Genomic DNA, 24909 nt, shown 5'->3' with positions numbered 1-24909 from the left:
AGCACCAACACAGAATCATGAGCGTACTCAACACCGTTCCCTTCGAAAAGTTCCACGGCACTGGAAACGACTTCTTCGTCGTCGACGCAGACGACCCGGTCCCGGACCGACCCGCCTTCGCCCGCACCCACTGCGACCGCGAGGCCGGAATCACCCTGAGCGAGAGCGAACGCCGCGGCGCAGACGGCGTCCTGTTCCTCGCGCTCGAATCGCGCTACGACCCGCCGCGGGTCGTCATGACCCTCGTCCAGCCCGACGGCTCCGTCGCCGCCATGTGCGGCAACGGCGCTCGCGTCGCGGCCGCGTGGGCCGCCGAGCGGACCGGCACGAACGAAGTCATGATAGACACGCCCGCCGGCACCCGCCGCGCGAGCCTCGACGGCACCGACGTGACCGTCGAGATGGGCGCGCCCTCGTTTGCGCCCCGCGACGTACCGCTCGCGTCCGACGACGAACTCGTCGACACCGAAGTCGAGGGACTGACCGTCACGGCCGTCAACACGGGCGTACCCCACGCCGTCGCCTTCGTCGACGACGTGGACGACGTGGACCTCGAATCGGTCGCGCCGGCGGTCCGTCACGCACCGGTGTTCACCGAGGGCGCGAACGTCACGCTCGCCTCCCCCGACGGCGAGGGCGGCTTCCGCCAACGCACCTTCGAGCGCGGCGTCGAAGGCGAGACGCAGTCCTGCGGCACCGGCGCGGTCGCCGTCGTCGCGGCCGCGAAGCGCCTCGGGCACGTCTCCGGTGACGACCCCGTAACCGTCACCCCGCCGGGCGGCGCGCTCTCCGTGACCGTCCCCGACGAGGGCTCCGCGCTCCTCGGCGGCCCGGCCGTCTACGAGGGCGACGGCGAAGCCGACATCGTCTTCCGCGAGCGATGAGCGGCGACGCCGACGGGTTCGACCCCGTGGCGTTCCTCGAACGGGCCGTCCCCGTCGCGTCGAACGACGACGTGGGCGAGATGCGCGACCTGCTGGTCGAGACGCTCGAAGCCGAGGGCGTCGACCCGACCGTGGACGACGCCGGCAACACCGTCGCCTCGAAGGGAGCGGCGGAGCCGGCGACGCACCTCGTCCTCAACACGCACATCGACACCGTCTCGCCGCACGTCCCGTACGACCGCGACGAGGGCGTCATCCACGGCCGCGGCTCCTGCGATGCCAAGGGCCCACTCGCAGCCCTGCTTTCAGCGTTCTTCGCCGCCGACCCCGGCCCCGGCGCCCGAGTGACGCTCGCCATCACGCCCGACGAGGAGCTCCTCTCGACGGGCGCGGCCCAACTCGACCTCGACGGCGACATGTACATCGTCGGCGAGCCGACCGGCCTCGACGTCTGTACGGCCGCGAAGGGCCGGTTCGAGGGAACGGTGTCGCTGTCGGGTGTCGCCGCGCACGCGGCCGAACCGCAGTCGGGCGTCAACGCCGTGGACGCGCTCGCACCGGTCCTCGACGCGCTCCGGTCGTTCGACGACGACCGCGAGGCGCACCCCGACCTCGGTCCGGCGACGCTGACGCCGACGATGGTCGACGGCGGGGCGAACTCGAATCAGGTGCCCGCGGACTGCCGACTCGTGGTCGACCGTCGGAGCGTCCCGCCGGAGACGGCCGAGGGCTTCCGCGAGGAACTCGAATCGACGCTCCGGGCCGCCGTGCCCGACGACGTTGGCGTCGACTTCGCGCTCACGGAGCGCCCGACCCCGTTTCTCGAAGCGTTCGCGACCGACCCCGACCACGAACTCGTGACGTCGCTCGCCTCGGCCTCCCGAGACGCCGGCGGGCGGGCGGACGTCCGGCCCTTCACGGCCGCGACCGAGGCCTCCTACTTCTCGCCCGCGCCCGTCGTCGTCTTCGGTCCCGGCGACCTCGCCGACGACGAGGGCGCGGTCGCGCACGCCGACAGAGAGTACGTGCGCACCGACGACGTGCGAACCGCGGCCGCCGCGCTCCGCGCCGCCGTCGCCGCGCTCACCGCCTAACTGTTAATTAATCAAAACGTACTTGTTGTCCGAACGATACGTTTCGGACGATGCGCCCTCCCCACCTCGTCGTCGTCCTCCTCGTCGTGGTCGCGCTCTCGCTTCCGGGAGCCGTCGCCGCCGACGGCACCGTTATCGACCACTCCGGCGAGGGGCTCGTTCTCGACGCGGCCGATGGCGAGCACATCCACGGTTCGACCCCGTTCGAGTCCGGGACGCTCATCGGCGTCCGCGTGCAGTCCGTCGGTGACACCCACTCGTTCCTCGTTTCGAGGATCGTCCGCGTCGGCGAAAACGGCACGTTCGACGTGACGTTCGACCTCTCGGGGCTGTCCCAGCTCCGCGGCGGACCGGTTCAAGTCTCGATTCGCCACAACCAGCAGGCCATCTACCAAGAAAACGCCACGCTCGTGACGTACGACATGCCCGGTGACTCGACGCTCACGCCCGACATCGAGACCTCGGAGGCGACGACCGAAACGGCCCCGCCGTCGACGGCGACGACGACCGATTCGCTGTCCGGGTTCGAGGTACCCGGCTTCGGCGTCGGTGCGGGCGTCGCCGCGCTCTGCCTCGCGTCGCTCGCTGCGTACGCCCGGTTCTGACAGTCCGTCGCCCGCCCTCGCGCCGGAGCTCCGGAACGCAACGCCCTTTTCCCACCCGTTCCTGTGTCGGCGTATGTACGAGGCGGTCTACGCACACCCCGACGGCGAGAGCACGGCCAGCCGCGCCGCCGTCGCCGCCGGTCGGTACGACTACGACGGCGTCGTCGTCCGCGCGCTCGACGCCAGCCCCGACTACGACCGCCTGCGCGACGACCTCGACGTGGACCTCGTCGACGCCGTCGAAATCGACGCGTCGAACCCGGAACGCGCCAGCGGCGCGGTCGGGAACTACCGCCCGCAGCGCGAACTGCTCATCCTCCGCGGCGGCACGAACGCGCTCAACCGCTTCGCCGTCGAACAGCCGCGAGTGGACGTGCTCTCGCGTCCGATGGACGGCGACGGCAACTTCAATCACGTCCTCGCCAAGGCCGCCCGCGACAACGGCGTCCGCGTGGAGTTCGACTTCGGACCCGTGCTTCGAAGCGACGGAGGGACTCGCGTACAGGCGATTTCGGCCCTCCGGAAGCTCCGCGAACTCGTCGAGTACTACGACGCGCCCTACGTCGTCTCCGCGACCCCGTCGTCGCACCTCCACCTGCGGAGCCCCCGCGAGCTGGCGGGGCTGGGCGAGGTCATCGGCTTCGACCGCGAGCAGGTGCTCGACGGCCTCCGAGAGTGGGGCCGTCTCGCGGCGCGCAACCGCGAGCGCATGTCCGAGTCGTTCATAGCCCCCGGCGTCAAACGGGGACGGTATGAAGAAGACGATTGAGGAACACGCCGCCCGCTTTTCCCACATCGCCGCGGAGTACGACGATTCGCAAGACAGCGATGAGTACCGCGCGTGCGTCTCGCTCGTCGTCCACTACGCCGACCCCTCCCCCGAGGACGTGGTCCTCGACCTCGGCACCGGCACGGGCGCTATCGCCCTCGCGCTCGCCCCCGACGCGAAGCGCGTCGTCGGCCGCGACATCAGCGAGGGGATGCTCGAACAGGCCCGCGCCAAGGCCGCCGAAGTCGGCATCGAGAACGTCGAGTTCGGCGAGGGCCGGTTCCGCGAACCGAACGTGGGCGAGGACGAGCAGGTTGACATCGTGGTCACGAACTTCGCCATGCACCACCTCTCCGACGAGGAGAAACGCGAGGCCATCGGCGCCATCGCCGACCTCGAACCGCGGCGGTTCGTCCTCGGCGACGTGATGTTCTTCGGGACGCCCGACCCCGACGAGCCGTTTTACTCGCCCGAGGTGGACGACCCCGCGACCGTCGGCTTCCTCGCCGACGCGCTCACGGACGCCGGGTTCGTCCTCACGGCCGTCGAGTCCGTCCACGAGCAGGTGGGCGTCCTCGTCGCCGAGCGAGCGCCGACCGCCGACGAGTGAACTGAGCCGATGAAACACCTGCCCAAACACCTCCGGCCGCGGCGGCGGTACCTCGCCGTCGAAATCGAGACGTGGCCCGACGCCGACCTCGGCCGCGGGTCGTTCCAGCGCGAACTCTGGTACGCCGCCCAGAACCTCTACGGCGACGCCGGGAGCGCCGACGCCGACCTGACCGTCCTCGGATTCGACTACGCCGACGGCATCGCCGAGACTATCGTCCGCGCCCGTCGCGGTCACGTCGAAGACGCCCGGGCCGCGCTCGCCTGCATCGACGCGGTCGGCGGCGACCCCGTCGGGGTGAGAGTGCGAGGCGTCTCGGGGACAGTGCGTGCCTGTTCGGAAAGGTATTTACACGGCCGGGCCGGAATTTCCGAGGAGAGAACCGTCGTGTTCGAGAACGAATCCCGAACCGCCGTCGTCCGCGACTCACTCTTGGACGTCGGCGGTCCGGACGGGTTCACGGGCGCGACGCAACTCGATTTCGAGTGATATTCCATGCAGGGACAAGCGCAACAACAGGCGTACGACCGCGGGATTACGATCTTCTCGCCGGATGGTCGACTCTATCAGGTCGAATACGCTCGTGAGGCCGTCAAGCGCGGCACCGCGAGCATCGGCGTGCGAACGCCCGAGGGCGTCGTCCTCGCGGCGGACAAGCGCTCTCGCTCGCCGCTGATGGAGCCGACGAGCGTCGAGAAGATTCACAAGGCGGACGACCACATCGGCATCGCGAGCGCCGGCCACGTCGCCGACGCCCGTCAGCTCATCGACTTCGCCCGCCGCCAGTCGCAGGTCAACCGCCTCCGCTACGGCGAACCCATCGGCATCGAGACGCTGACCAAGGAAGTCACCGACCACATCCAGCAGTACACGCAGGTCGGCGGCGCGCGCCCGTTCGGCGTCGCGCTCCTCATCGGCGGCGTCGAAAACGGCACCCCCCGCCTCTACGAGACGGACCCCTCGGGGACTCCCTACGAGTGGAAGGCCGTCTCCATCGGGGCCGACCGCGGCGACCACCAAGAGCACCTCGAAGAGAACTTCCGCGACGACCTGACCCTCGACGAGGGTATCGAACTCGCGCTCGAAGCCATCGGCTCGACCAGCGAGGAGGGCACCTCGCCCGACGGCGTCGACGTGGCGACCGTCTCCGCGGAGACGGAGCGCTTCGTCGAGCTGTCTAACGACGAAATCGAGAGCTACCTCGAAGCCAACGACCTGTTGGCGACCGAGGACGACGAACAGACCGAAGAGTAAACCGCGTCCCGCGGTTCCCGTTCTCGCGCGTTCTTCTTCGACTCCCATCCCCCGAGCGACTGCGCCGTCTGCTCGGACGCGGCGGGCGGAGCGGTCGCGTCGCTCACGGTCGCTCATGGGTGCAAGCGAGACGCTGGATGGGATGAAAACAGACCCGGACGGAAGGAAAACGGACCGGAAACAGAATCGGGAAAGCGGTCGTCTCAGTACTCCTCGTAGGCGAGGTTCATGAGCCACTGCGAGAAGGCGTTACTGTTGGCGTTGATCTCTTCTTCACCGATGAGCGGCGAGAGCATGTCGCCCGCCATCAGCATCGAGAAGCTGAGGTCGCGCGCGGCGGGCTCGAGGTAGTAGGTGGTGTGGCCGTTGTAGACGGTCTCGGTTCGCTTGATGAGACCGAGCGACTCCAGCACCTCGGCGATGCGGCTCCCTTTCCGGGAGGAGATGTCGAGTTCTTTCCAGAAGTCGCTCTGGTGGATGCCGCCCGACTCGCGGATGAGTTCCAGTCCCGCGTGCTCGTCGGAAGAAAGGTCTTGCTCGGCTTCGCTCGCGCTCATACCACCTACACGTCGTGCGAGCGGTTTAATCCTGACGTTCGACCGGTTCGAAGGCGGTCTGACACGGCGGGCCGTCGGCGAATTCGTACGCGAATTCCGCCTCACCGAGCGTGATGACCGACGACGAGCGCGTGCCGAACCGACCCTCCGGGTCGTGAACGCAGACGCCGAAGTCGTGGTCGCCCAGCGCCGCCTTCGCCCGCTCGCGCCACGCCGTTACCGACTCGTCGGGCTCGGGCTGAAGCGCCTCCTCCAATCGCCGGGCGTTGTCGGCCTGCCGCTCGCCCACCGCGGGCCGTCGTTCGGGGACGAACCACGACTCGGGCGTGCCGACGTTGACGACGACGCGGACGCCGGGGTCGAAGTTCCGCACCGACAGGCTCCCGTCCCACTCGAAGAACAGCGCGGCGTTCTCGTCGGCGACGACGAGGTTGAAGCCGTCGTAGGTGTGGTCGTCGACCGCGCGTTCGACGAACCGGGCGGCGCCCTCGGCGGTCTCACGGCGGAGCGCGTCGCGGACGAGATGCCCCCGCGAACGCTCGCCGCCGCCCGCGACTTCGACCCAGCGGTTGGTGATGCCGACGAAGACGCCGGCGTCGTTGTAGCCGACCCACGTCCCGCCCGCCTCGGCGTCCCGCGGGGCGACGATTGCGGGACCGTCGCCGTCGTCCCACCGCCGTGGCGGTTCGGCGGGCCTGCCGAGTTGCTCGTCGCGGTTGGCGGCGACGACGACCGGCGCGTCTTCGAACACCTGCCACGCGAGGATGAGTGTGCACACGAGAAGAGAGTAGGCACTCGGCGCAGAAAAACACCGGCTCCGACTGCTGTCCCCGCCTCCGGCTCCCGGTCCGGCACCTGATTCGGCTCCCGAACGACCGGGAGACGCCACTCACTCGTCGGACCGCTCGTCGAGTTTCGTTTCCAGTTCCGCCACTCGGCGTTCGAGGTCCCGCCGCGGTTCGAGCATCCGCGAGGCGAGCGCGTTCGCGGCGAGACCGCCGACGGGGAAGAGTATCAACAGGAGGGGAACCGCGACGACCAGCACGTGTGGGAACTCCGTCGAGAGCCAGTACGGGAGGAGGGACATACGCGAGACTAATCAAATGTGTGACAAGAATTTGTCGGAGCACGGGACCTGAGCCGGCAGCGGTGTCTCAGTCTTCGCTCTCGGGGCCGTCTTCGAACCGACTCGGGTCCCGCGAGGCGAGCGCAACGTTCACGGCCGCGACGTTCTCCGGCACGTCGTGGACGCGGACGATGTCGGCCCCGCGGTCGGCGGCGATGGCCGTGCCCGCGACGGTCGCCGCGAGGTTGTCGCCCGGCTCTTCGCCGACGAGCGAGAACATCGACTTGTGGGAGTGGCCGACGAGAATCGGACAGCCGAGCGCGGCGAACTCGTCGGCGCGCCCGAGGAGTTCGAAGTTCTCGGCCTTCGACTTCCCGAAGCCGAGGCCGGGGTCGACGATGAGGTTCCGCCGCGGGATGCCCGCCTTCTCGGCGAGTAACACCAGTTCGGTCAGTTCGTCGATGACGTCCTCGACCACGTCGTCGTAGTCGACCTCGCGGGACGGGTCGACCGGCGCGTCGATGCTGTGCATCACGATGACGGGCGTGTCGCGCTCGGCCGCGAGAAAGCGCATCTCGGGGTCTTCGAGGCCGGTCACGTCGTTGAGGATGTCCGCGCCGGCGTCGAGGGCGGCCTCGCCGACGGCCGCCTTCCGGGTGTCGACCGAGACGAGCACGTCGAGGTCGGCGATGGCCTCGATGACGGGCGCGACGCGGCGAACCTCCTCGTCGACGGGGACCTCGTCCGCGCCGGGACGGGTGCTCTCGCCGCCCACGTCGATGATGTCCACGCCGGCGTCGACCATCGCCCGCGCCTGTTCGACGGCGTCGTCGATGTCGTAGAACTCCCCGCCGTCGTGGAAGCTGTTCGGCGTCACGTTCAGGATACCCATGACGGCCGTGCCGTCGTCCCACGGGTACTCGCCGGCGCCGTCGCGGTCGGTGCCGCTCGCGCCGACGCCGAGCGCCTCCCGAATCTCCGCTGCGACCCCCGCGAGCGCGTACGGCCGGGCTTCGAGGGCCGCCGTCAGTCGCTCGAACTGGTCGAGCGTCCCGGTCAGGACCACGTCGACGAGTTCGCCGCCGAACTCGTGGCCCGAGACGGCGCAGTCGCCGCCGACGGACAGCAGTTCCTCGCGGAGCACTCGGGCCTGTCGGCGCTGGACGCGGGTGTGGACCGTCCGGTCGACCGCCCGCTTCGCGCGCGCCCCCCGGTCGGCGGCGTCCGCGACGTTCGCGCGTTCGAGCGTCCGGCGGGCGTCGTCGAGGGTGCGGTGGGATTTCGGGACGACCGCCCGCGTCCACGTCGTGCGCGCCTCGGCGACGACGTACAGCGAGCCGACGACGAGCACGCAGTCGTCGGGGTCGGCGCGAGCGCGCGCCCGGTCGAGCGCCGAGGCGACCGCGCCGCCGGTCTCCACTTCGGGGCCGTCGAGACGCTCGAAGACGGACGACAGAATCTCGGGGTCTTCGCCCCGCGAGATATCCGCCTTACAGGTGACGACTGACGCGACCTCCGGGAGCGCTCCGACCATCTCGCTGTGGTCCTTGTCGTGCATCGCCCCGTAGACGAGGTGGAGGTCGTCGTAGTCGAACTCGTCGAGGACGGTGGCGACCTGCGCGCAGGCGTCGGGGTTGTGCGCGCCGTCGAGGACGACCGTCGGCTCCGTGCCCATGACCTCGAACCGACCCGGCCAGTGGGCGTTTCGGAGGCCGCGGTGAATCGCCTCATCACCGATGTCGGGACGGACCTGCCGAGCCAGCGATACGGCGATACCGGCGTTTTGGGCCTGATACGCGCCCAAAAGCGGGATTCGAACGTCGAGCGTCTCGTCGTCGGTCTCGACGGTGACGGCGGCCTCCTGGTGGTTGACGCGGCCGCCGTAAGAGGCGCGAACGTCGGCGTCGGAGCCGGCGTCGCCGACGGTCAGCACGTCGCCGACCTCCTCGCGGATGACCGACAGCGCCTCGCCGGTCGCCCCGGTCACGAGCGGCGCGTCGGCGGGCGCGACTGCGGCTTTCGTCTTCGCGATTTCCGCGACGGTGTCGCCGAGGACGGCGGTGTGTTCGAGCGAGACGTTGGTGACGGCGCTGGCGACCGGGTCGACGGCGCTCGTCGCGTCGAGTTCGCCGCCCATCCCGACTTCGAGGACCGCCACGTCCACGTCCGCGCGGTCGAAGTACCACAGCGCGAGCGCGGTCACGGTCTCGAAAAAGGTCAGCGGCTCGCCGTCGGCGGCCCGCTCGACGAGGTACGGCTTTGCTTCGGCCACGAACGCCGACAGCGCGGCCTTCGGAATCTTCCGGCCGTCGACGCGGATTCGCTCCCGCACGTCGTCGAAGTGCGGTGAGGTGTAGAGGCCGACGTGCGCGCCCGACTCGCGCAGTATCGCGTCGACCATCCGGGCGGTGCTTCCTTTGCCGTTCGACCCCGCGACCTGCACAAACGACACGCCTTCGTGGGGGTCGCCGAGGTGAGAGAGCAACCGCTGAATCGACTCGGTCCCCGGCTTGACCTGAAACCGCCGGAGGTCGAAAAGGAAGTTCACCGCCTCGTGGTACTCCATACGCGTGAGAAACCGGACGGTGGGCTTAGGCCTAACGCTCCACGTCACTCCTGCGACACGACGCCGGTCGCCCGACAGCCCCGACCGCCACCGCCGCCATCGGCGACGCTCCGCGAGCGTCCCGGAGCGTCACCGGAGTGCGCTTAACGCGCCGGTTTCAGTCGATGTGGACGACGAGCACCGGGCGCTTGGCGTTCTCGATGACGCGCTCGGTGACGCTCCCGAGCGACGTGAGTTTGTCGCGACCGGTCCGCCCGTGGGTCCCCATCACGACCACGTCGACGTCGTGTTCGTCGGCGTAGTCGAGGATGACCCGGTGCGGCACGCCGTCGCGGATTGCGGTCGCCGTCGAGGCCTTCCCCTCGCATTTCTCGGCGCACCGCTCGACCGCCTGTACCGCGTCGTCGCGGAGCGACTGGATGACCGCGTCCTGTTGGTCGCCGCCGGCGGCGAGGTACACCCGCTGGTCGACGACCGACAGCACGTGAATCTTCGACTCCGCGTCGGCGAGTTCGAGCGCGTGTTCGACCGCCTGCATCGTCCCCTCGCTCCCGTCGGTCGGCACCAAGATGTGTTCGTACATACCTCTGTGTTCGCCTCGCCGACACTTGAAGGGACACCGTCGGTGTTAGGACGTGGGAACGGTCTCGGGAGGTCTGGAAGTGAGAGCGGAGATGCCCAGTCGTGTCTAAAATCGCGCGAGACTCGCACCGCTCGTCTCGCTGACTTCCGTCACTTCTTCACGCTGTTCAGTCGTGACGGAAGTATCGCGTCTGCGCTACGCGCGGCCACGAGTTTCCACCACTAATCGTGGCGGAAACACCGAAGCACTCCCTTCGGTCGTGCTTCGAGCTTTAGGCTCTCTTTCGCTCCGCTCAATCGTGCCTAAAGCACCGTGTCCGGGTTACACCCGGCCACGAGTTTCAGGCACTAATCGTGCCTGAAACACCGCTGCCCGGTGAAGACCATCGCAATCCCGCGCTCGTTGCAGGCCGCAATGACGTCCTCGTCGTTCACCGAGCCGCCGGGCTGGATGACCGCCTCGATACCCGCGTCGGCCGCCTTTTCCACGCCGTCCGGGAACGGGAAGAACGCGTCGGAGGCCATGACGGCACCCTGCGCGTCCTTGCCCTCGGCGTGTTCCTCGGCCTTCATCGCGGCGAGTTCGACCGCGTCGACGCGGGAGACCTGCCCCATGCCGACGCCGACCGTCTCGGTTCCCTTGGCGAAGAGGATGCCGTTGGACTTCACGTGCTTCAGCACCTTCCACGCGAACAGCATCGTCTCCAACTGCTCGTCCGTGGGTTCGGTCTCGGTGACGACTTCGAGGTCCTCGAGCGTCGGCGTCCAGAGGTCGCGCTCCTGAACGAGCCGCCCGCCGACGAGCGCCTTCTCGGTGTAGGTCTCGGTGCGCTCGCCGAGGTCGCCCACATTGAGGACGCGAAGGTTCTTCTTCTCGGTCAGCACGTCGAGCGCGTCGTCGGTGTAGCCGGGCGCGACGACGACTTCTTTGAACGAGTCGATGATGAGTTCCGCCGTCTCGGCGTCGCACTCGCGGTTGAGCGCGACGATGCCGCCGAAGGCGCTCATCGGGTCGGTGGCGAGGGCGTCGGCGTAGGCTTCAGCGAGCGTGTCGGCGGTGGCACAGCCGGCGGGGTTCGTGTGCTTGATGACCGCCGCGGCGGGCTCGTCGAACTCCTTGATGATGTTCAGCGCGCCGTCGGCGTCGTTGTAGTTGTTGTACGAGAGTCCCTTCGCGCCCTCGTTGAGTTGGGGCGCGCCGACGACCGACGCCTCGTCGCACGTCTCGTCCACGTAGACCGCGGCGTCCTGATGGGGGTTCTCGCCGTATCGGAGTTCGTCGTAGCGGTCCTCGGAGGTGACGCGGCGCTCGGGCAACCCGGCGTCAACGTCGCCCTCGACGGTGACGGAATCGTCTTCGACCGTTACGCGGTCCTCGGCGAACCAGCGGACTGCGCGCGGGTAGGCCTTGAACTCGGCGTCGTAGAGGACGCGAGATTTGAGGTCATCCGCGTCGTCGTCGGTGTAGACCGGAACGGCCTCTTGCGTGACGATGGGGCCGGCGTCGACCTCCTCGTTGACGACGTGGACCGTACAGCCGGTCGTCTTGACGCCGGCGTCGAGCACCTGTTCGTGGGCGTCCATGCCGGGGAATGCGGGGAGCAACGACGGGTGGACGTTGAGCGTCGTCGGCGCGGCGTCGAGGAACGTCGAGGTGAGCACGCGCATGTAGCCGTCGAGGCAGACGAGGTCGAAGTCGTAGTCCGCGAGGACGTCGAGGATGCGCTCCTCGTGGGACTCGCGGGCCTCGTCGTCGCCGCGCTCGACGACTTCGCTGGGGATACCGTGTTCGTCCGCCCAGTCGAGGACGGGCGCGTCGGCGCTGTTCGAGACGACGACGCCGAGTTCCGCCCCGCCGGGGGCGCGGTCGGCGATGTTGCGAAGGTTTCGTCCGCGGTTGCTCGCGAGACCGGCGATGGTGACCATGTGAGAAAGGGGACTCGCGGCCCTCAAAGTGGTTGCGGTCCTCGACGGTAATATATGCTCGATTATGTATATATGCGACGACACGCAGCCGCAGAGTGCGTCTGAGTAGGCATACATGTGCGCAAGTATCGCCTCCGCGGCGGCGACGAACCCCCGGCGTTTAACCTCCCCCATCGTGACGATCCAGACATGACCGACGCCGACCGGCACGACCCGCTGTACGCGGTGTCCCCGCTCGACGGGCGATACGCCTCCCGAACCGCACCCCTCGCACCGCACGTGAGCGAGGCCGCCCTCATGCGCGCCCGCGTTGAAGTCGAAGCGGAGTACCTCCTCGCGCTCGCCGACCTCGACGCGACGCCGCTTTCGTTCTCCGAGAGCGAGCGCGCCGGCCTCCGGGCGCTCTACGAGGAGTTCGACGCCGACGACGCCGATCTCGTGAAACGACTCGAAGTCGAGGGCGCGGCGGGCTTCTCGGCGACGAACCACGACGTGAAGGCCGTCGAGTACTTCATCCGCACCGAGACCGACGAGTCGGTCCACCCGTGGATTCACTTCGGCCTCACCTCCGAGGACGTGAACAACCTCGCCCAGCGCCTCATGGTGAAGGGCGCGGTCGAAGAGGTGCTCGTGCCCGAACTCCGCGACACGCGAGACGAACTCGTCTCGCTCGCACAGGAGTTCCGCGACGTGCCCATGCTCGCGCGAACCCACGGCCAACCCGCGACGCCGACGACGTTCGGCAAGGAGATGGCCGTCTACGCCGCTCGCCTCGGCCGGACGCTCGCCCGCGTCGAGGCCGCGTCCGACGACCTCGCCGGCAAACTCGCGGGCGCGTCGGGCGTCTACGCGGCTCACGTCGCCGCCTACCCCGGCGTTGACTGGCGGGCGTTCTCCCGCGAGTTCGTCGGGTCGCTCGGCCTCGAACACACCGCGCTCGCCACGCAGGTCAACCCCTGCGACGACCTCGCGGCGCTGTTCGACGCCGTCCGCGGCGTCAACAACGTCCTCGTCGATCTCGACCGCGACGCGTGGCTCTACGTCTCCGACCGCTATCTGGGACAGGAGGCCGTCGAGGGCGAGACCGGCTCGTCGACGATGCCGCACAAGGTCAACCCCATCGACTTCGAGAACTCCGAGGGCAACCTCTCGAAGGCCAACGCGGACCTGACGTTCCTCGCCGACTACGTGACGACCTCGCGCCTCCAGCGCGACCTCTCGGACTCCACGGTCAAGCGGAACATCGGCGCGGCGTTCGCCCACTGCCTCATCGGCTACAAGAAGACCCAGACTGGCCTCGGAAAGGTCGTCCCGAACGAGCAGGTCATGCGCGACGAACTCGACGACACGCCGGCCATCATCGGCGAGGCCGTCCAGACGATTCTCCGCCGCGAGGGCGACACGCAGGCCTACGAGCGAGTGAAGGAGCTCACCCGCGGCCGCGAAGTGACCCTCGACGACTTCCACGACCTGTTTGCGGAGCTCGACGTGGACGAGGGGACTCGCGAGGAACTGCTCGCGCTCACGCCCGCGACGTACGTCGGTCTCGCGGACGAACTCGTCGACGACATCGAGAACTGAACCGCCGGTCGGGCCGTCGAACCGTCGGGCCGTCACTCCGCCGAATCGACATGCTCTCTTTTCTGCGGTCGGTCGAACGCGTCGCTGAGTCGGGCGACCGTCAGGAGAAAACCGAGACCGCCTCAGAAGCCGACGGGCACGGGGTATCGGCTTCGGCGCGGTTCGGGCACGGGTTCGGAGAGCGCCGGCACGGTTGGGCTGGACAGGCTGGTCCGCGCGAGACGGTTCGTCATGGGCTGGTGCGACGACGCAGGGCGCTCACCGTAGCTGAATTATTTACTCATCATAGAATAAGTCTTTTGGTGGGGTGGTGCATTGGTGGGGGTATGAAAGCAATCGCCGTCAAGCGCGGGGAAGACAAACCGGTCGTCATCGAGAAGCCTCGACCGGAACCCGACGTCGGGGAGGCGCTCGTCCGAACGCTTCGGGTCGGCGTGGACGGGACGGACCACGAGGTCATCGCCGGCGGCCACGGGGGGTTCCCCGAGGGCGAAGACCACCTCGTGCTCGGCCACGAGGCGGTCGGCATCGTCGTCGACCCGAACGACACCGAACTGGAGGAAGGCGACATCGTCGTGCCGACGGTCCGCCGCCCGCCGGCGTCGGGGACGAACGAGTACTTCGAGAAGGACCAACCCGACATGGCTCCCGACGGGATGTACGCCGAGCGCGGCATCGTCGGCGCACACGGGTTCATGTCCGAGTACTTCACCAGCCCGTCGGACTACCTCGTCCGCATCCCGCGCTCGCAGGCCGAACTCGGCTTCCTCATCGAGCCCATCTCCATCACCGAGAAGGCCCGCGAGCACGCCTACGCGAGCCGCTCCGCGTTCGACTGGAACCCCTCGTCGGCGCTCGTCCTCGGCAACGGGAGCCTCGGGCTCCTGACGCTCGCCATGCTGAACGCCGACGACAAGGGCTACGAGGACCTCTACTGCCTCGGTCGGCGCGACCGACCCGACCCGACTATCGACATCATCGAAAAGCTCGGCGCGACCTACGTCGACTCCCGCGAGACCTCGGTCGAGGAGATTCCGGGCGCACACGAGCACATGGACTTCATCTACGAGGCGACCGGGTTCCCCAAACACGCCATCCAGTCGGTCCAGGCGCTCGCGCCGAACGGCGTCGCCGCACTCCTCGGCGTGCCGAGCGACTGGGAGTTCGAAGTCGACGCCGGCGCGTTCCACCGCGAGATGGTCCTCCACAACAAGGCGCTCGTCGGCAGCGTCAACTCCCACGTCAAGCACTTCGAGGCCGCGACCGTGACGTTCACTAAGCTTCCGCGGTGGTTCCTCCGCGACCTCGTCACCGGCGTCCACCCGCTTTCGGAGTTCGAAGCAGCATTCGAAGACGACGACACCACTATAAAAACGGCCATCGAATTCGGTACTGTATGAAGAACGTCGACGACCTCATCGCCAGCGCGGCGGAGCTCGCGGACCGTGGCCTCTCGAAGGGCGAGATTGCCGACGAGTTGAACGTCTCCCGCGAGACCGCAAGCTGGCTGGTCGAACGGAGCGGTGCGGCGACCGAACCCGAGCCCCAGGTAGAGCCCGACGGCCCCGACGACATCCACGTCGATTGGAACGCCATCGGGAGCGGCGGCAAGCGCCTCACCTACGTCGGGCGCGCGCTCGCCGACCTGCTCATGGAGACGAACGGCGAGGCCGACGTGACCGTCGGTATCGAGAAAGCGGGCGTCCCGCTCGCAACCTCGGTCTCGCGCGAACTCGAAACCACCCTCGCCGCCTACTCGCCCGCGAAACACCAGTGGGACGAAGGCGACATCGAGGACCTCGGCGGCGGCTTCTCCCGGAACTTCTCGCCCGTCGAGGGGCGCAAGTGCTTCATCGTCGACGACACGGTGACCAGCGGCACGACCCTCCGCGAGACCATCGACGCCATCCGGTCCGAGGGCGGCGAGCCCCTCGCGTGCGTTGTCATCGTCGACAAGCAGGGCGTCGAAGAGATAGACGGCGTTCCGGTTCACTCGCTCATCAACGTCGTCCGCGTCGGCGAGCAGTAACGCCCAGCACGGGCCGCCGCGCAGTCGGAGTCGGCCCCGCGGACCGAACCCACCGGCGACGCAACTCCTTTGTCCGCCCGGCGGTTATCTGGGCGCATGACGTTCCAACCGGAGAGCTTGGACCCAGAGGAAGTACAGTCCCGCGTCGACGAAGCCGTCGCGGACAACCGCGTCGTCCTGTTCATGAAGGGTAACCGCCTGATGCCGCAGTGCGGCTACTCCGCGAAGGCGGTCGACCTCATCTCCCAGCACGTCGACGAGTTCGAGACCGTCGACGTGCTGCCCGCGCTCCCGCACTACCGCGCGGCGCTCAAGGAGAAAAGCGACTGGGAGACCATCCCCCAGACGTTCGTCGACGGCGAGTTCGTCGGCGGCAGCGACATCCTCGAAGAGCTCGACGAGCGCGGCGAACTCGAAGCGACGCTGACCGGCGCGAACTGACCGCCGGAAGCGACCCCGGCAGACCGCCGGACTGCGGCCCGACGCCGACTTCTTATCTGTCGCCTAACGAGAAGGGGAGGCCATATAAGCCTCGAACTCGTACATGCACACAGGTATCGCCATCCGGGTGCGCCCGCACCGTGGCTCTCGTCGATACCGAAGCCAACAATGTCAGGCCGCGTATATCGACTCCATTCGACGTTGGAACTGCCACTCGAAGACGTGATGGACTACTTCGAAAACGACCCAGAACTTCCGCCTGAGGTCGAGAACGTAGACATCACCCGCCGAAACAACACCCTCATCATCAAAGCCGTCTCCGCCGACGACAACCTCAGCAAGTACACGCCGACGGCCCAGTTGAAAGCGAGCGTGACGGAAAACCGCGTCTACGAGGAAGAGCCGCCCCGCGCGGGCGCGCCCAACTGGGGAGATGAAGAAGAAGAGGAGATTCCCTCCGAACTCGTCGAGTTCGCCTGCTTCAAGGGCGACCTCGAAACCGTGCTCCAGAACACTGCGCTCCAGTACCCGATGTTCCTCGTCCTCCGCGAGATTGCGATGCTCTCGGAGAAGGGGACGCTGACCGCTATCACCGAGGAAAGCGACGAACTCCAGGCGACGCGCATCGTCGAGGGCGAAGTCCGCGCCGCCTCCGTCGAAGTCGTCGAGAACCCACAGCAGAACGGTTCCTCGGACAGCGGCATCAACTGGCGCGACAACAAGTTCATCTCCTAAACGCGTCGTATCTTCTCATCCTGTCACCGCCGAGCCACGTGAGTCAGCGGCCCAAATCGTGTTCGGCGGTATCACGCGCCACACTCTTCCTCGGGCAAAAAGCATTTACACCGCCTAATTAGATGTAATTACACATCATGTCGGAAGCCGAAGCCTTCCCGGACTACCTCGACGTCGACTACACCGACGGCGAGGGCGAGACGCCGGAGGACTACCCGAGTATCGAGGACAAGATCGAGAAGGCCATCGAGGTCACGAAGCAGGGACTCGAGCAGTACGAGAACCCCGCCGTGATGTGGACCGGTGGCAAGGACTCGACGCTCACGCTCTACTTCATCAAGGAGGTCGCAGAGCGCTACGACCTCGAAGTCCCGCCGGCGGTCTTCATCGACCACTACCAGCACTTCGACGAAATCATGGACTTCGTCAAGCACTGGGCCGACGAGTGGGACCTCGACGTCATCTGGGCCCGTAACGAGGACGTCGGCGCGTACGTCGACGAGAACGGCCTCGAACCCGGCGACGACATCCCCGTCTCGGAACTCTCCGAGCACAACCAGCACCACATCCGCAACATCCTCGAGTACGAAGAGGACACCTTCCCCTTCCTGCTCGACACCTACGTCGGCAACCACCTGCTGAAGACCGTCGCGCTCAACGACACCCTCGAGGAGTACGACATCGACGGCGTCATCTCCGGCGTCCGCTGGGACGAACAGGAAGCCCGCGCCGACGAGACGTTCTTCAGCCCCCGTCACAACCCCGACATCTACCCGCCGCACGACCGCATCCAACCCATCCTCCAGTTCGAAGAGAGCGCCGTCTGGGACGCCTTCTGGTACTTCGCGGTCCCGGACACCGTCGAGAACTACCCCGAAGACGGCTACGTCCCCACGAGCGACACCGACCTCCCCGAGGGCGTCACGCAGGAGGACGTGCCCGTCTCGCCGAAGTACTTCGCCGGCTTCCGGAGTCTCGGCAGCGAGGTCTCGACCGACAAGTCCGCCGAGGAACCGGCGTGGCTGCAGGACATGGAGAACACGACCGAGCGCGCGGGCCGCGCACAGGACAAAGAGGACCTGATGGAGCGCCTGCGCGACCTCGGCTACATGTGAAGTCGGTCGACGGCTAACCCGACGAGACGTTCTTTTTCGACGCTGGCTCCCCGACGCCGACTGCAGAGAGTGACTGCGACTGCGACTGTCTCGCAGCGGAAACAGGGATATCCTCAGCGAGCGACATCTGTGGCATGACCCTCGCGTTCCCCGACTATCTCGACCTCGACTACACCGACGGCCGAGACCAGACCGCCGCCGACTACCCGACGCTCGAAGACAAACTCCAGAAAGCAGCCGCGGTGACCGCGACCGCCCTCGAACAGTACGAGCGCCCGGCCGTCATGTGGACCGGCGGCAAGGACTCCACGCTCGTCCTCTACGTCGTCCGCGAGGTCGCCGCCGACATGGGCGTTCCCGTTCCGCCCGTCGTCTTTATCGACCACTTCGAACACTTCGACGAGACCGAGGCGTTCGTCCGCGAATGGGCCGACCGATGGGGCCTCGACCTCGTCGTCGCCCGCAACGAGGACTTCGCGCGACTCGGCGCGTCGCCCGGCGACGAGATTCCCCTCTCGGACCTCGACGACGACACCCGCCGCGAACTCGCCCGCCTCGGCTACGAGGGCGAGACGGTCGTCCTCGACGCCGACTCCTTCGAGGGCAATCACCTGCTGAAGACCGTCGCGCTCAACGACACGCTCGAAGACCGCGGCTTCGACGGCGTCTTCTCGGGCGTCCGCTGGGACGAACAGGAAGCCCGCGCCGACGAGACGTTCTTCAGCCCCCGTCACGACTCCGAGAAGTACCCGCCGCACGACCGCGTCCACTCCATCCTCCAGTTCGAGGAGGCCGACGTGTGGGCGGCGTTCTGGAACTACATCGTCCCCGACTCGGTCGAGGGCTATCCCGCGGGCCACGTCCCCGCCGCTCTCGACGACCTCCCCGAGGGCGTCGAACCCGCCGACCTCCCCGTCTCGCCGAAGTACTTCGAGGGCTACCGCTCGCTCGGCACCGAATCCGGCTCCGCGAAGTCTGACGACCGGCCCGCGTGGGTGCAGGACCTCGGCGCGAGCGCGGAGCGCGAGGGGCGCGCGCAGGACAAAGAGGACCTGATGGGTCGGCTTCGCGACTTGGGTTACATGTAATGCGAGCTGCTCGAAACGAGTCCGCGGCGTCCACACCGTAGCGCCTATCTCCCCCAACACGCTATCGCCTCCATGACAGCCGAGTGGGTCAGCCTCTTTTCCGGCGGGAAGGACTCCTCGTGGGCGCTCTACCGCGCGCTCGAGGAGGGTCTGAACGTCACCCGTCTTCTGACCGTCCATCCGAGCGACGACTCGTACATGTACCACGTGCCGGCGACCGACCTCGCCGCGCTCGCCGCCGAAAGCACCGGTATCGAACTCGTCGAGGTCCACCCCGGCGACCTCGAAGCGACCGACGCCGCCGACTCCGGCGCGCAGGGCGACGCCGAACTCGAACCCCTCGAAGCGGCGCTGTCGGACCTCCAGTCCGACATCGACCTCGCGGGCGTCACCGCCGGAGCCATCGAAAGCGAGTTCCAGACCAACCGGATTCAGGCGATGTGCGACCGCCTCGAAATCGACCTGTTCGCCCCGCTGTGGCAGGAAGAGCCCCGCGAACTCGGCGACGCCATGCTCGAGGCGGGCTTCGAAATCACCATCATCCAGGTCGCGGCCCACGGTCTCGACGAGTCGTGGCTCGGCCGGACGCTCGACGCCGACGCGCTCGACGAACTGGAGGCGCTCAACGAGCAGTACGGCGTCCACATCCTCGGCGAGGGCGGCGAGTTCGAGACGCTCGTCACCGACGGTCCGCACATGGACCGCCCCATCGAACTGGAGTACGAGACGGAGTGGGAGGGGACTCGCGGCAGGCTCCACATCACCGACGCGTATCTCGGCTAAGAAAGAGCGTCCGCGGTTGCAGTTCGGACCGCGTTACTGGCCGTTCGTCAGCCGCGAGTGCGCCCCGATGAGGGCGTTCGAGAGGTCGAGGCTCTCGATGTGAGTCTCCTCGTCGACGATGGAGTTCTTCAGCTCCGCGTTTCGGATGACCGCGCCGGGGAAGACCACGGACTCTTCGAGCACGGAGTCTTCGACCACCGCGTTGGCCATCACGTGGACGTTGGTGCCGACCTCGGTGTTCGTGAGCGTCGCCGACTCGTGGACGAAGTTTTCGCCGCCGAGGTACCACGCCACGGCGTCGAGGTAGCTCTGGGGCGTGCCGATGTCGAACCACGCGCCGTCGAACGTGTAGGCGAACACGTCGCCGTTCTGCTGGAGCCACTGCATGAACCAGCCGGGCTCGTCGGGGTTGTTGTCGCCGGAGAGATACTCGTCGAACTTGGGCAGGTCGTCCGCCGGGAAGGCGTAGCAGGCGATGGAGACGAGCGTGCTCTTGGGGTCTTCGGGCTTCTCCTGGAAGTTGATGACGCGGTCGCCGTCGAGTTCGACGAGGCCGTAGGACTTCGCGCGCTCCTTGTCGCCCACGTCGTAGGCGGCGAGACACGGCTCGTTTTTCTCGTAGAAGAAGTCCACGAAGTCGCCCACGTCGAAGCTGATGAGGTTGTCGCCCGCGATGACGACGAGGTCCTCTTCGACCTCCTCGCGGTCGATGAGCTGGGCGAGCGCGCCCACGACGCCGAACTTCTCGTCTTCCTCGCTGGTGTCTTCGACCGACAGCGTCGGCTTTTCGAACGGCGATTCGTCGATGTACTCCTCGAATGCGCCGGCGAAGCGCTCGTTCGTGCTCACGAACACCTCAGAGACCCGGTCGTCGGCTTCCAGGTCTTCGAAGATGGTGTCGATGACCGTCTGGTCACCGACGGGTAAGAACATCTTGGGTCGGTGTTTGGTAATCGGCCACAGACGCGTTGCGTACCCACCGGCAAGGACGACTGCCTTCATATCCCCCAAATCCCACCACGTGGACAAGGCCTTTTTGCATCCTCTCTATCTTTCTGACACTTCCGGGCGGAAGGCGGCGCAAGGGATTTTCCCTTCGACTCCCAATCGAGCGATATGACAGTCCGGGAGTCCGACACGACGGCCCGCCAGCGCATCGCCGACGCCCTCCGCGACGACCCCGCGACGGCCTCCGAGCTTTCGGCGAGCGTCGGCGTCTCGGTGTCGTCGGTGTACGGCCACCTCCAGCACGTCGCCCAAACAGTCCACGGAGCGGACGGCGAGCAGTTCCTCGTCGCGCCGCCGGAGTGCAAACACTGCGGCTTCAGCGCCTTCGACGACCCCGTGAACTACCCCTCGCGGTGCCCGGAGTGTCGAAGCGAGGGCATCGAAGAGGCCGTGTTCAAAATCGAGTAGTCGGTCGGTCTAAAACGACGCCACGGTCCGATTGTGGTAGTCGAGAAAGTCGGCGTCGAGGCCGTGGTCCTCGCGGACCGAAAGCGAAGTGCCGTCCAACTCGCGTTCGTAGGCGTGGGCGATGGTGTACGTCTCGGGGTCGACGGCTATCATTCCGTAGTCGAAGTCAGCGTGGTGGTCCGGACAGAGAACGAGGAGATTCGCCTCGACGTCCGGGCCGTCGTGGGGTCGCCCGAGCGGTTTGAGATGGTGCGCCTCCGCGTAGCCGTCGTGGACACCTCGACGGCGACGCTCTCCACAGACCTGGCACGTGTGAGAGTACCGCTCTTTCAACTCGGTCGCAAGCGCCGTGTTTCGAATGATTCGGCTTCGCGTCGTCTCGGTGCGTTCCGCGGGCGCGAGGTCGGCCGCGGCTTCTTCCTCGTCGATCCGCTCTCGCCTTTCGTGACGGCGGCGGAGCACGAATCGGTAGACGTCCCTGTCGTCTCCCTCGAACGGGCCGTGCGTGTAGTCGACGACTTCGACCTGACCCTGGTACTCCCAGTCAGCCCCGGCCGACCCTCGATGGAAGAAAAATATCGGTAACGGATGGTGTTTGGCCCGCGCGAGGAACTTGTTGCCACCGGTGAGCGTCTGGTCGCCGGTCCGCCCCTCTCCGATGTACGTGAACTGGCCGCCGGTCACGTCGTCGCCGTACGGTCCGGTGTCGCTCGAAAAGAGGCGGAGATACCGCTGGTCGTCGTCGTCGTAACAGATTTCGATGCCGCGGCCCGTCATTCCGCGGTCGAATCGGGACCGGAGTTCCGACCCGCTCAACCGCTCTCCGGGTTCGAGCGAGAGCCCTGCGAGTTTCACGACGGAACCGACGGACGAGTCACGAAAAAGGGTTCCCCACGATGGTTCGTTCCCTCCGGCCGGTGCCGTTTATGCCGCGTCTAACTCGTCCAAGAGCGCCCGCGCTGCCGCCGACGAGGAGCCGGGACCGCGTGCGGTGATGAGGTCGCCGTCGACCGTGACGCTGGTGTCGCTGTCGAGTTCGGCGTCCCAGACGCCGCCGGCGGCCTTCACCTCGTCTTCGACCCAGTACGGGAGCTTCCGGCCGTCGGGCATCAGGTCGTTTTCGTCGACGATGCCTTCCTCCCACTCGTTGGGGAAGCCGGTGACCTCGCGTCCCTCGACGAGGAACGAGCCGTCGGCCTCGCGGGTGAACCCGAGGATGCCGACCGCGTGACAGACGACGAGCGCCTTCGAGTCGTCGCCGGCGACCGCCTGCAAGAGCGCCTGTCGGGCGTGTCGGTCCTGATTGATGTCCCACGCGGTTCCGTGGCCGCCGGGGAACACCACGGCGTCGTACTCGCGGGCGTCGACCTGCGCAATCGGCTCCGGATTCTGCAGTCGCTCGTCGTTCTCGTGGACCTCGACGACGCGTTCGGCGAGTTCCTCACCGACCTCCTCGGGGTCGATAGAGCGCTCGTCGACGACCGGCGGCGCGCCCGTCGGCGTCGCGACCGTCACGTCCACCTCGGCGTCGGTCAGGGTAGTGAGCGGCTCGATACATTCCTCTCCCCAGTAGCCGTCTTCGCTGACGATGAAAAGCGCCGATGTCATCGCTCCCGGGTACGGTCCGGCCACAAAAAGGCCCCGCGGAGGCGGAAATCCGCGGGGGAGGGCGGCGCGACGGTGAGGCGTCGCGGCCGCGTCGGTGTCGGGTCAGTCGTCGCCGTGTTCGTCGACGATGACGACTTCGCCGTCTTCGACGGTGACGTTGATGAGCGTCTTGACGTGGTGGTCCGAGTCGTCGAGTTCGTTCGGGCCGGCCTTCTTGATGATGGCGACGGTGTCGACGACGTCCGCGCCGATGTGGTCGAGCGCGTCGAGGACGGCCTTCATCGTGCCGCCGGTCGAGAGCACGTCGTCGAGGACGAGCACGCGGTCGCCCTCGTTCACGTCGTTGATGAACATGTCGCCCTCGGAGTAGCCCGTCTGCTGGTGGAGCGAGACCTCGCCGTCGAGGCCGTACTCGCGCTTGCGGATGACGACGAGCGGGATGTCCGTCATGAGCGAGACGGCCGTCGAGATGTGGATGCCCATCGCCGCGGGCGTGACGATTTTGTCGACGTTTTCGAGGTTCGCCTTGCGGATAATCTTGATGACGATTTCGCGCAGGAGACCCGGTTTCAGCATCGGAACGCCGTCGCTGATGGGGTGGACGAAGTACTCGTAATCTCCTTTTTCGATGATCGGCGCGTCGAGAAGGGACTGCCGCAACTGGTCCATGGCGCTCGTTTCCCCGGTTAGGCATAAAATGTGGCGGTTCGATGGCTCTCGGACACGCCGACCCACGTCTCGCGGTATCGACTACCGTGGACCGACCGACGCCGAGCGCGACCGCTCTCCGACAACAGTCTCTGCACGGAGCGCCCCGCTCCGTGGACGGTTACATTCCGCCGAGAAGCTTCGAGGCGGTCTTCACCAGCGGCTCGACCGTCTCGTCGGGTTCGACGAAAAGCAACATGCCGCGGCCGCCGCAGTAGACCTGCAACACGCCGTAGCCGTCGCGTTCCTCGAACCGATACTCGACGCTGCTTTGCACCGGACTAAGCCCGGAAAACAGTCCGCGCTCCATGAACTCGCGCCGAGTCTCTTCGGCGAGCGAACTCAGATGCGTCACGAGTTCGTCGCGGCTCCCAAAATCCTCTCGGACGGCCTCGCCGACGTGGAATAGGTCGAACGCCGTCGCACCGTAGACGGCGACCAGAGAGACTGCCCCCTTCGCAGTCCCCCGAAGCGCGTCCATTGCGACCTCGCTGTCGGGTCCCGGTCCGTTGGCGGATGCCATTCGTGACGGGTCGATTATCATTCGTTTCCCCCCTTGCCCTGACGCTGCGCGTCTCCCTGCCCGGAGCGCGCGCCTGGACGTATCATGCATGTCCGATTGTGAGTCAGTATTATAAATTTGAGGGTCACACTGGAGGTAATAATTCGCCCCCGCCAAATCCGGCCGGAAACCACCTGACACCGGCGTTTACTGCGAGCCCTGACTCCCTGATTTGACCCCGGTCTCGAGGGCGGCGTTTCGACCCCCTCGTGGCTAGTAGGAACCGTTAACAAATGTATCCGAGAGCGCGATATCGTACAAACACACTAATTTTTGCTGAACTACGCTGCCCGTATTTTCAGTTATTTCATCCCAAAACCAACAGACAGCGTAGTGGTTCGGGGGGGGGTTCCGCCTTCGCCAGTATCCTAGGACGATTCGACAAACATCCTCCTTTCATTTTGTCGATTAGCTACAAAACCCGATTGAAATATATGCTTTCGTCCCATAGATAGCGTGAGTGACCGAACGCTGCGCCCAGTTTGAGTCACGACCATACCCATGATACACCAACCACTCGTACTCGGTGGAGAGCACGCGGGTCGCGCGCTCGCCGAGCGACTACTGGAGGAGTACGAATCCGTCACGTTCATCGACGAGAACGAGGCAGTGGTCGCCCACGCGACCGAACGCGGCATCGACGCGCGAGTCGCGGCGTTCGACGAGCCACAGTCCCTCCGAACCGCGTGGAACGCAGACGCGGACGCGGTCATCGTCGTGGGGCGGGTCGACCCGACGAACCTGCTTCTCACGCAGGCCTCGCGGACGACGTTCGACGTCGACCGGGTCACCGTGCTCGTTAACGACCCGCAGAACACGGACGTGTTCGAGGACCTCGGTGTGGAAGTCATCTGCGTCACGTCGCTCGTCACTGACATGGTCGTCGGGTCGAGCGCCGAACCGGCAGAGGACGCCCGAGCGGGTGGATAA

28 protein-coding genes are annotated in these 24909 nt (G+C 66.8%); 17 read left to right on the top strand and 11 right to left on the bottom strand.

From position 1 onward, the window contains the following. Positions 1 to 17: 17 nt before the first annotated feature. The 7 genes from dapF to psmA all read left to right on the top strand — a co-directional run bounded on the left by dapF (position 18) and on the right by psmA (position 5216). Positions 18 to 884 (top strand): diaminopimelate epimerase, encoded by an 867-nt coding sequence (dapF, locus tag C5B91_RS04005; protein ID WP_004977511.1) that lies wholly within the window; start codon positions 18 to 20, stop codon positions 882 to 884. Further along, on the top strand, positions 881 to 1978 hold the full coding sequence (locus C5B91_RS04000; protein WP_115819125.1) for a M20 family metallopeptidase: 1098 nt from the start codon (positions 881 to 883) through the stop codon (positions 1976 to 1978). The genes dapF and C5B91_RS04000 overlap by 4 nt, the downstream gene beginning before the upstream one ends. A 50-nt stretch (positions 1979 to 2028) precedes the next feature. After that, complete coding sequence (locus C5B91_RS03995; protein WP_115819124.1) at positions 2029 to 2583, top strand: BGTF surface domain-containing protein; 555 nt, start codon at positions 2029 to 2031, stop codon at positions 2581 to 2583. Positions 2584 to 2656: 73 nt separating this feature from the next. Continuing rightward, positions 2657 to 3352: an RNase P subunit p30 family protein gene (locus tag C5B91_RS03990; protein WP_008092732.1), complete on the top strand. Its 696-nt coding sequence runs from the start codon at positions 2657 to 2659 to the stop codon at positions 3350 to 3352. Continuing rightward, positions 3336 to 3962: a class I SAM-dependent methyltransferase gene (locus tag C5B91_RS03985; RefSeq protein WP_008092730.1), complete on the top strand. Its 627-nt coding sequence runs from the start codon at positions 3336 to 3338 to the stop codon at positions 3960 to 3962. Before C5B91_RS03990 ends, C5B91_RS03985 begins: the two co-directional genes overlap by 17 nt. Before the next feature lie 9 nt (positions 3963 to 3971). After that, positions 3972 to 4451, top strand: a complete 480-nt coding sequence (locus C5B91_RS03980; RefSeq protein ID WP_115819123.1) for an Rpp14/Pop5 family protein — start codon at positions 3972 to 3974, stop codon at positions 4449 to 4451. A 6-nt stretch (positions 4452 to 4457) separates the two neighbouring features. Continuing rightward, the gene (psmA, locus tag C5B91_RS03975) at positions 4458 to 5216 is read left to right on the top strand and encodes an archaeal proteasome endopeptidase complex subunit alpha (RefSeq protein ID WP_004977517.1); all 759 of its coding nucleotides are present in this window, start codon (positions 4458 to 4460) and stop codon (positions 5214 to 5216) included. Positions 5217 to 5419: 203 nt separating this feature from the next. Here the strand turns inward: psmA and C5B91_RS03970 are convergent, their stop codons facing one another. From C5B91_RS03970 to purH, 6 genes are all read right to left on the bottom strand, one after another. Beyond that, on the bottom strand, positions 5420 to 5773 hold the full coding sequence (locus C5B91_RS03970) for a hypothetical protein (protein ID WP_004977518.1): 354 nt from the start codon (positions 5771 to 5773) through the stop codon (positions 5420 to 5422). Between the two features lie 25 nt (positions 5774 to 5798). Beyond that, the gene (locus tag C5B91_RS03965) at positions 5799 to 6551 is read right to left on the bottom strand and encodes an NRDE family protein (protein ID WP_008092726.1); all 753 of its coding nucleotides are present in this window, start codon (positions 6549 to 6551) and stop codon (positions 5799 to 5801) included. A 111-nt stretch (positions 6552 to 6662) separates the two neighbouring features. Beyond that, a complete protein-coding gene (locus C5B91_RS03960; protein ID WP_008092724.1) occupies positions 6663 to 6860 on the bottom strand; it encodes a hypothetical protein in 198 nt (65 codons plus the stop codon). A gap of 67 nt (positions 6861 to 6927) precedes the next feature. Then, entirely contained in the window at positions 6928 to 9405 is a 2478-nt protein-coding gene (gene folP, locus C5B91_RS03955) for a dihydropteroate synthase (protein WP_115819122.1), read from the bottom strand. Between the two features lie 157 nt (positions 9406 to 9562). Then, positions 9563 to 9988, bottom strand: a complete 426-nt coding sequence (locus C5B91_RS03950; protein WP_004977521.1) for a universal stress protein — start codon at positions 9986 to 9988, stop codon at positions 9563 to 9565. A gap of 347 nt (positions 9989 to 10335) precedes the next feature. Further along, entirely contained in the window at positions 10336 to 11913 is a 1578-nt protein-coding gene (purH, locus tag C5B91_RS03945) for a bifunctional phosphoribosylaminoimidazolecarboxamide formyltransferase/IMP cyclohydrolase (RefSeq protein ID WP_049968320.1), read from the bottom strand. A gap of 189 nt (positions 11914 to 12102) precedes the next feature. On the opposite strand from purH, the gene purB reads away from it, so the two are divergent. The 8 genes from purB (at position 12103) to C5B91_RS03905 (ending at position 19685) form a co-directional block, all read left to right on the top strand. After that, the gene (purB, locus tag C5B91_RS03940; protein WP_115819121.1) at positions 12103 to 13494 is read left to right on the top strand and encodes an adenylosuccinate lyase; all 1392 of its coding nucleotides are present in this window, start codon (positions 12103 to 12105) and stop codon (positions 13492 to 13494) included. A 326-nt stretch (positions 13495 to 13820) separates the two neighbouring features. Then, the gene (locus C5B91_RS03935; RefSeq protein ID WP_008092714.1) at positions 13821 to 14894 is read left to right on the top strand and encodes a glucose 1-dehydrogenase; all 1074 of its coding nucleotides are present in this window, start codon (positions 13821 to 13823) and stop codon (positions 14892 to 14894) included. Continuing rightward, on the top strand, positions 14891 to 15523 hold the full coding sequence (gfcR, locus tag C5B91_RS03930) for a transcriptional regulator GfcR (protein WP_115819120.1): 633 nt from the start codon (positions 14891 to 14893) through the stop codon (positions 15521 to 15523). The genes C5B91_RS03935 and gfcR overlap by 4 nt, the downstream gene beginning before the upstream one ends. A 96-nt stretch (positions 15524 to 15619) precedes the next feature. Further along, the gene (locus C5B91_RS03925) at positions 15620 to 15964 is read left to right on the top strand and encodes a glutaredoxin (RefSeq protein ID WP_049968318.1); all 345 of its coding nucleotides are present in this window, start codon (positions 15620 to 15622) and stop codon (positions 15962 to 15964) included. Between the two features lie 168 nt (positions 15965 to 16132). Then, a complete protein-coding gene (locus C5B91_RS03920) occupies positions 16133 to 16699 on the top strand; it encodes a hypothetical protein (RefSeq protein WP_004043858.1) in 567 nt (188 codons plus the stop codon). A 137-nt stretch (positions 16700 to 16836) separates the two neighbouring features. Continuing rightward, positions 16837 to 17814 carry a phosphoadenosine phosphosulfate reductase family protein gene (locus C5B91_RS03915; protein ID WP_004977528.1) on the top strand — a complete coding sequence of 326 codons (978 nt, stop codon included), beginning with the start codon at positions 16837 to 16839 and terminating at the stop codon, positions 17812 to 17814. A 134-nt stretch (positions 17815 to 17948) separates the two neighbouring features. Then, positions 17949 to 18902, top strand: coding sequence for a phosphoadenosine phosphosulfate reductase family protein (locus C5B91_RS03910; protein WP_115819119.1), 954 nt, complete (start codon positions 17949 to 17951; stop codon positions 18900 to 18902). Positions 18903 to 18974: 72 nt separating this feature from the next. Next, the gene (locus C5B91_RS03905) at positions 18975 to 19685 is read left to right on the top strand and encodes a diphthine--ammonia ligase (RefSeq protein ID WP_049968316.1); all 711 of its coding nucleotides are present in this window, start codon (positions 18975 to 18977) and stop codon (positions 19683 to 19685) included. A 33-nt stretch (positions 19686 to 19718) separates the two neighbouring features. Here C5B91_RS03905 and C5B91_RS03900 read toward each other — a convergent pair whose 3' ends face one another. Continuing rightward, a complete protein-coding gene (locus tag C5B91_RS03900) occupies positions 19719 to 20687 on the bottom strand; it encodes a sugar phosphate nucleotidyltransferase (protein ID WP_004977531.1) in 969 nt (322 codons plus the stop codon). Between the two features lie 114 nt (positions 20688 to 20801). Here C5B91_RS03900 and C5B91_RS03895 point away from each other — a divergent pair, with 114 nt between their 5' ends. After that, positions 20802 to 21101: a transcriptional regulator gene (locus C5B91_RS03895; RefSeq protein WP_008092701.1), complete on the top strand. Its 300-nt coding sequence runs from the start codon at positions 20802 to 20804 to the stop codon at positions 21099 to 21101. A 9-nt stretch (positions 21102 to 21110) separates the two neighbouring features. Here the strand turns inward: C5B91_RS03895 and C5B91_RS03890 are convergent, their stop codons facing one another. From C5B91_RS03890 to C5B91_RS03875, 4 genes are all read right to left on the bottom strand, one after another. Then, positions 21111 to 21956 (bottom strand): HNH endonuclease, encoded by an 846-nt coding sequence (locus tag C5B91_RS03890; RefSeq protein WP_115819118.1) that lies wholly within the window; start codon positions 21954 to 21956, stop codon positions 21111 to 21113. A 69-nt stretch (positions 21957 to 22025) separates the two neighbouring features. Then, entirely contained in the window at positions 22026 to 22709 is a 684-nt protein-coding gene (locus tag C5B91_RS03885; protein WP_049968315.1) for a type 1 glutamine amidotransferase domain-containing protein, read from the bottom strand. Positions 22710 to 22811: 102 nt separating this feature from the next. After that, positions 22812 to 23378, bottom strand: a complete 567-nt coding sequence (hpt, locus tag C5B91_RS03880) for a hypoxanthine/guanine phosphoribosyltransferase (RefSeq protein WP_008092696.1) — start codon at positions 23376 to 23378, stop codon at positions 22812 to 22814. A gap of 160 nt (positions 23379 to 23538) precedes the next feature. Continuing rightward, on the bottom strand, positions 23539 to 23940 hold the full coding sequence (locus tag C5B91_RS03875) for a hypothetical protein (RefSeq protein WP_008092693.1): 402 nt from the start codon (positions 23938 to 23940) through the stop codon (positions 23539 to 23541). 540 nt (positions 23941 to 24480) lie between these two features. Between C5B91_RS03875 and C5B91_RS03870 the strand changes: the two genes are divergently transcribed. Further along, entirely contained in the window at positions 24481 to 24909 is a 429-nt protein-coding gene (locus C5B91_RS03870) for an NAD-binding protein (protein ID WP_049968314.1), read from the top strand.

This window comes from Haloferax sp. Atlit-10N, from assembly GCF_003586325.1.
Lineage (GTDB): Archaea > Halobacteriota > Halobacteria > Halobacteriales > Haloferacaceae > Haloferax > Haloferax prahovense.
Note: the sequence above shows the minus strand (reverse complement) of the source record. Positions and strands in the feature narration are given on the sequence as shown.

What these genes read in the sequence shown, in the direction of transcription:
- dapF (WP_004977511.1), top strand. Translation starts at nt 18, where the DNA reads ATGAGCGTACTCAACACCGTTCCCTTCGAAAAGTTCCACGGCACTGGA.
- C5B91_RS04000 (WP_115819125.1), top strand. Translation starts at nt 881, where the DNA reads ATGAGCGGCGACGCCGACGGGTTCGACCCCGTGGCGTTCCTCGAACGG.
- C5B91_RS03995 (WP_115819124.1), top strand. Translation starts at nt 2,029, where the DNA reads ATGCGCCCTCCCCACCTCGTCGTCGTCCTCCTCGTCGTGGTCGCGCTC.
- C5B91_RS03990 (WP_008092732.1), top strand. Translation starts at nt 2,657, where the DNA reads ATGTACGAGGCGGTCTACGCACACCCCGACGGCGAGAGCACGGCCAGC.
- C5B91_RS03985 (WP_008092730.1), top strand. Translation starts at nt 3,336, where the DNA reads ATGAAGAAGACGATTGAGGAACACGCCGCCCGCTTTTCCCACATCGCC.
- C5B91_RS03980 (WP_115819123.1), top strand. Translation starts at nt 3,972, where the DNA reads ATGAAACACCTGCCCAAACACCTCCGGCCGCGGCGGCGGTACCTCGCC.
- psmA (WP_004977517.1), top strand. Translation starts at nt 4,458, where the DNA reads ATGCAGGGACAAGCGCAACAACAGGCGTACGACCGCGGGATTACGATC.
- C5B91_RS03970 (WP_004977518.1), bottom strand. Translation starts at nt 5,773, where the DNA reads ATGAGCGCGAGCGAAGCCGAGCAAGACCTTTCTTCCGACGAGCACGCG.
- C5B91_RS03960 (WP_008092724.1), bottom strand. Translation starts at nt 6,860, where the DNA reads ATGTCCCTCCTCCCGTACTGGCTCTCGACGGAGTTCCCACACGTGCTG.
- folP (WP_115819122.1), bottom strand. Translation starts at nt 9,405, where the DNA reads ATGGAGTACCACGAGGCGGTGAACTTCCTTTTCGACCTCCGGCGGTTT.
- C5B91_RS03950 (WP_004977521.1), bottom strand. Translation starts at nt 9,988, where the DNA reads ATGTACGAACACATCTTGGTGCCGACCGACGGGAGCGAGGGGACGATG.
- purH (WP_049968320.1), bottom strand. Translation starts at nt 11,913, where the DNA reads ATGGTCACCATCGCCGGTCTCGCGAGCAACCGCGGACGAAACCTTCGC.
- purB (WP_115819121.1), top strand. Translation starts at nt 12,103, where the DNA reads ATGACCGACGCCGACCGGCACGACCCGCTGTACGCGGTGTCCCCGCTC.
- C5B91_RS03935 (WP_008092714.1), top strand. Translation starts at nt 13,821, where the DNA reads ATGAAAGCAATCGCCGTCAAGCGCGGGGAAGACAAACCGGTCGTCATC.
- gfcR (WP_115819120.1), top strand. Translation starts at nt 14,891, where the DNA reads ATGAAGAACGTCGACGACCTCATCGCCAGCGCGGCGGAGCTCGCGGAC.
- C5B91_RS03925 (WP_049968318.1), top strand. Translation starts at nt 15,620, where the DNA reads ATGACGTTCCAACCGGAGAGCTTGGACCCAGAGGAAGTACAGTCCCGC.
- C5B91_RS03920 (WP_004043858.1), top strand. Translation starts at nt 16,133, where the DNA reads ATGTCAGGCCGCGTATATCGACTCCATTCGACGTTGGAACTGCCACTC.
- C5B91_RS03915 (WP_004977528.1), top strand. Translation starts at nt 16,837, where the DNA reads ATGTCGGAAGCCGAAGCCTTCCCGGACTACCTCGACGTCGACTACACC.
- C5B91_RS03910 (WP_115819119.1), top strand. Translation starts at nt 17,949, where the DNA reads ATGACCCTCGCGTTCCCCGACTATCTCGACCTCGACTACACCGACGGC.
- C5B91_RS03905 (WP_049968316.1), top strand. Translation starts at nt 18,975, where the DNA reads ATGACAGCCGAGTGGGTCAGCCTCTTTTCCGGCGGGAAGGACTCCTCG.
- C5B91_RS03900 (WP_004977531.1), bottom strand. Translation starts at nt 20,687, where the DNA reads ATGAAGGCAGTCGTCCTTGCCGGTGGGTACGCAACGCGTCTGTGGCCG.
- C5B91_RS03895 (WP_008092701.1), top strand. Translation starts at nt 20,802, where the DNA reads ATGACAGTCCGGGAGTCCGACACGACGGCCCGCCAGCGCATCGCCGAC.
- C5B91_RS03885 (WP_049968315.1), bottom strand. Translation starts at nt 22,709, where the DNA reads ATGACATCGGCGCTTTTCATCGTCAGCGAAGACGGCTACTGGGGAGAG.
- hpt (WP_008092696.1), bottom strand. Translation starts at nt 23,378, where the DNA reads ATGGACCAGTTGCGGCAGTCCCTTCTCGACGCGCCGATCATCGAAAAA.
- C5B91_RS03875 (WP_008092693.1), bottom strand. Translation starts at nt 23,940, where the DNA reads ATGGCATCCGCCAACGGACCGGGACCCGACAGCGAGGTCGCAATGGAC.
- C5B91_RS03870 (WP_049968314.1), top strand. Translation starts at nt 24,481, where the DNA reads ATGATACACCAACCACTCGTACTCGGTGGAGAGCACGCGGGTCGCGCG.